Below are 4,110 nucleotides of genomic sequence, written 5' to 3'. Positions count from 1 at the left end.
ATTTTTTTGGGATGTAAAAAGTAGTAGCCAGTGATTTTCATTCCCCTAATTAGAGAAAGAAACGCCCGGAGCACAGTTAAATAGTAATTTATAATAGATCTCATGGAGTGCAAGGTTTAAAAGTGCCAGCCGGAGATGGTTACAAAGGCAGCCACCAGTATGTTGACAATGCTCATTGGTAACAAATATTTCCATTCCAGCTTCAGCAGTTGATCGATACGTAGCCGTGGAAAAGTCCACCGGAACCACATGATTAAGAATACAATGGTGAAGGTTTTACCAAAGAACCAAATTATGCCTGGGATGAAGGCCATTACGTGGTTAAAGCCATCGAGCCCACCAATGTGTAAGGGCTGCCAGCCACCCAAAAATACTGTCGCCGCAAGCATGGAGGCAATGAGCATGTTGGTATACTCCGCCAAAAAGAACATGGCGAATTTCATTCCAGAGTATTCGGTGTGAAATCCGGCAGTGAGTTCCGATTCAGCCTCGGCCAAGTCGAAGGGGGCGCGGTTTAGCTCAGCGGTGCTGGCGATGATAAAAATAACAAAGGCCACCATCGCTGGAATATGTCCCTTAAAAATCCACCAGCCGTCGGCCTGCGATTGGATAATGTCGTTTACAGAAAGACTACCGGCCATTACCACAATGGCAAGTAACGAAAGGCCTGCCGATAGCTCGTAGCTCACTATTTGGGCTCCGCTTCGCATGGCGCCAAGTAGTGAATACTTATTGTTGCTTGACCATCCTGCCATGAGAATGCCGATTACCCCCATTGATGTAACGGCAGTAATGTATAAAATGCCAATATTTATATCCCAAAGTTGTATTCCAGGAGCGAAGGAGATAGGGGCAAGCGCAAGAAAACTTACCGCTGTAACCAAAAAAGGAGCAAGGGCAAAGAGAAAGTGGTCGGCATCTTTTGGGGTGATAATCTCCTTTAGAAGGAGCTTCACCACGTCGGCCACTGCTTGTAATGTTCCGTAAAGTCCAACTCGGTTTGGCCCAAGTCGCATCTGCATGAATGCGGCAATTTTTCGCTCCAGATAAACCATTACTATGGCCATCACAACCACTAGAGTTATCATGGCAATCGCTGTAAATACGAGTTCCGAGGCTAGCGCCATGCCATAGTTCAAATGGGAAAATAGCCATGCGTGAATACCACGGGTTATATCTACTAAATGAATTTGTGCAATATTGTTTTGCATGATGGGCTTATCTGTCAATATCAGGAATAATCAGGTCAAGCGTTGCCATGATGGCAACAAGGTCTCCAATTTTTGAACCCACTGCCATGGGCTTCAAGGCTGCCAGATTGGAGAAGTTTGGCGTGCGGTACTTTATGCGGTAAGGCTTGCTTCCACCGTCGCTCACAAGGTATATTCCAAACTCTCCCCTAGCGGTTTCAACCCGCTGGTAGTACTCTCCCTTGGGCAACTTGATTACTGCTTTTGTCTTTTCCCTGTAGGAGCCTTCAGGAATATTATCGATGAGCTGCTCAACAATGTGCATGGACTGCTTCATCTCCTCAAGCCTAACCAAGTAACGTGTATAGCTATCACCTTTGGTGGCAATTATCTCCTTGAAGTCCAGCTTTTCGTAACCGTCATAAGGATGTAACTTGCGAACGTCGCAGTTTAAGCCGGATGCTCTTGCAATGGGACCGGTTACTCCAAGCGAAATAATATCCTCTTGGCTTAGCAGCCCTATGCCCTGAGTTCTTTTTTGAAAAATTATATTACCCGTGAGCAGCCTGTCGTACTCTGAAAGGTTTTTCTTGAGCTGTGCCATCACCTCCTTCACCTTACGAACAAAGTCGGGGTGTAGGTCGTGCATCACACCTCCGGGAACAATGTAGTTCATCGTTAGCCGACCACCGCACGTCTCTTCAAATATCTCGAGAATCATTTCCCGCTCTCGGAAAGCAAAGAAGAAGGGTGATACTGCACCTAAATCGAGACCAAGCGCTCCCCACCAGAGCTGGTGAGATGCAATCCGAGTAAGTTCGGCCATAAGTATTCGTATGGCTTTGGCTCGTTCAGAAATGGTCATTTCGATGCCCTTTTCCACAATTAAGGCGCAGGCCTGATTGTTGATGTGAGCAGAGAGGTAGTCCATTCGGCTGGTGAGATAGCTAAACTGCTTGTATGTAAGCGATTCAGTCATCTTTTCAATACCTCTATGGATATATCCGAGGTTGGGCTTTACATCGAGCACCTCTTCGCCATCGAGCTTTATCTCCAGGTGGAGCACTCCGTGGGTTGAAGGGTGTTGCGGACCGACGTTGATAATAAACTCTTCGTTGGGTTCGCTTACCTGTAGTTTGGGATCAGTAAATTCCATGCTGTTCGATTACCGAGTTATCATATCGTTATCGGTGTAATCTTTCCTTAAGGGAAACCCGGGCCAGTCCGGAGGTAGGAATAGCCGTCGCAGGCCATCGAACCCGTTAAAATGAATTCCAAAAAGATCAAATATTTCACATTCATAAAGTTCTGCAGCTTTATAGAGAGGTGTAATAGAATCGACCGCTGGATTGTCACGGTCTGCAAGGGTCACCTTGAGCATGAGGTCGTGACGATATTGCGTAGACGATAGGTGGTACACCAACTCCATCTCGGGTTGGTAGTCCACTGCCGTTTGATTGAACAAAAAGTTGAAACGGGTGGCATCATCGTCCTTTAGCTGCTTTACTGTAGCAACAAGGTGCTCTTTTGGAACGCGTAAAACTGGAAAGTCGATGGTTTCCTCCACTGAAAAGGAGGGGAATTTTGCTGTGAGGTACTCCTTAATCTCCTGCTTATTCATCTTTTTTCTCCTTCTTCTTGTCGACAACGTAAGCTCTCGATTTTCTAATCTTCTCCTGAAGGGCAATCATGCCATCGAGCAGTGCTTCTGGACGTGGAGGGCATCCAGGAACATATACATCAACCGGAATGAGCTTGTCCACACCGCGAACTACTGAGTAGGTATTGTAATGAAAAGGGCCTCCAGATATGGAGCAAGCCCCCATAGCAATAACATACTTTGGTTCCGGCATTTGGTTGTAGAGTCGCTGCAGCACGGGTGCCATTTTATGGCAGATGGTTCCGGCCACGATTATTAAGTCCGCCTGTCGGGGAGTAGCACGTGCCACCTCAAAGCCAAAGCGCGACCAGTCATATTTCGCTGACGCTGTCGACATCATTTCGATGGCGCAGCAGCTGGTTCCAAAAGTCAAGGGCCATAGCGAGTTGCTACGAGCCCAGTTGGCCAGTTTATCTATGCTAGTAACCAGAAAATTGGTTGTTCCGGAATCATCAGCGTAGATTTCTCCGGGAAATTCTTCTGGTTTATCATTTAGTTCCATACCAAAGCCTTCTTTTTAAATGCGTAGAGCAGCCCCATGAATAGGAATATGATGAAAAGGAAGACCTCAACAAAGGCTGACCATCCTACCTCCTTGCATACAACTGCCCATGGGTACATAAACACAACTTCCACATCAAAGATTAGGAAGACGAGAGAAAAAAGGTAGTAACCGACGTTAAACTGAATCCAGGTGTCTCCATGTGTCTGAATGCCACACTCGTAGGCTTCAAACTTTTCTGAACTGTATTTTTTTTGGGAGAAGGTGTTTCCAATGAATATGGCTATTCCGGCAAAACATACTCCCGTAACAAGTAAAAGTACTACTGACAATAAGCCCATGATTTCTATGTTTTTTATGCTGCTTGGGCATTTTTTAAGCGGCGCAAATATAGTTATCTTAAATTAATGTCGACTGTTAATTACTGTTAATATGTCGGCCACAATCATTATAAAATGGAATGAAAAAGCCTTATATCTGCTTATTTTATTGCTTTCTGGCCTATTTAATTTCATATGATGATATGTATCATGCCTTACTTCAACGTAGGCGATATCATACTGTGGAGCATTGCGAGTAATTGCATAACCAACTACCTTTACTGGGGTCTGATTTACAATAAAAGTGATGAATAGTATAATTGAAGCAGCAGAGTTGTTACGCAACTCTTTGTATACCGTAGCATTTACAGGTGCTGGAATCTCAGCCGAAAGTGGTATTCCACCTTTTCGGGGTGAGAATGGCATCTGGACTCGATA

Annotated in this window: 6 protein-coding genes; all 6 read right to left on the bottom strand. The window is 45.3% G+C overall.

Features of this window, described 5'->3' with window-relative positions; all coding sequences use genetic code 11:
* Positions 1-116 precede the first annotated feature (116 nt).
* A complete protein-coding gene (nuoH, locus tag VMW01_00700; protein HUW04755.1) occupies positions 117-1,211 on the bottom strand; it encodes an NADH-quinone oxidoreductase subunit NuoH in 1,095 nt (364 codons plus the stop codon).
* 7 nt (positions 1,212-1,218) lie between these two features.
* Positions 1,219-2,346, bottom strand: coding sequence for an NADH-quinone oxidoreductase subunit D (locus tag VMW01_00695; protein ID HUW04754.1), 1,128 nt, complete (start codon positions 2,344-2,346; stop codon positions 1,219-1,221).
* Positions 2,347-2,355: 9 nt separating this feature from the next.
* Positions 2,356-2,811 carry an NADH-quinone oxidoreductase subunit C gene (locus VMW01_00690; protein ID HUW04753.1) on the bottom strand — a complete coding sequence of 152 codons (456 nt, stop codon included), beginning with the start codon at positions 2,809-2,811 and terminating at the stop codon, positions 2,356-2,358.
* Entirely contained in the window at positions 2,804-3,352 is a 549-nt protein-coding gene (locus VMW01_00685) for an NADH-quinone oxidoreductase subunit B family protein (GenBank protein ID HUW04752.1), read from the bottom strand. Before VMW01_00685 ends, VMW01_00690 begins: the two co-directional genes overlap by 8 nt.
* Positions 3,343-3,693, bottom strand: coding sequence for an NADH-quinone oxidoreductase subunit A (locus VMW01_00680; GenBank protein ID HUW04751.1), 351 nt, complete (start codon positions 3,691-3,693; stop codon positions 3,343-3,345). Before VMW01_00680 ends, VMW01_00685 begins: the two co-directional genes overlap by 10 nt.
* A 63-nt stretch (positions 3,694-3,756) precedes the next feature.
* Positions 3,757-4,110: hypothetical protein (locus tag VMW01_00675; protein ID HUW04750.1), on the bottom strand; the 354-nt coding region annotated here is incomplete at its 5' end.

This window comes from Williamwhitmania sp., assembly GCA_035529935.1.
Lineage (GTDB): Bacteria > Bacteroidota > Bacteroidia > Bacteroidales > Williamwhitmaniaceae > Williamwhitmania.
The sequence above is the reverse complement of the archived record's forward strand: the minus strand, read 5'-3'. Positions and strand labels throughout refer to the sequence as shown.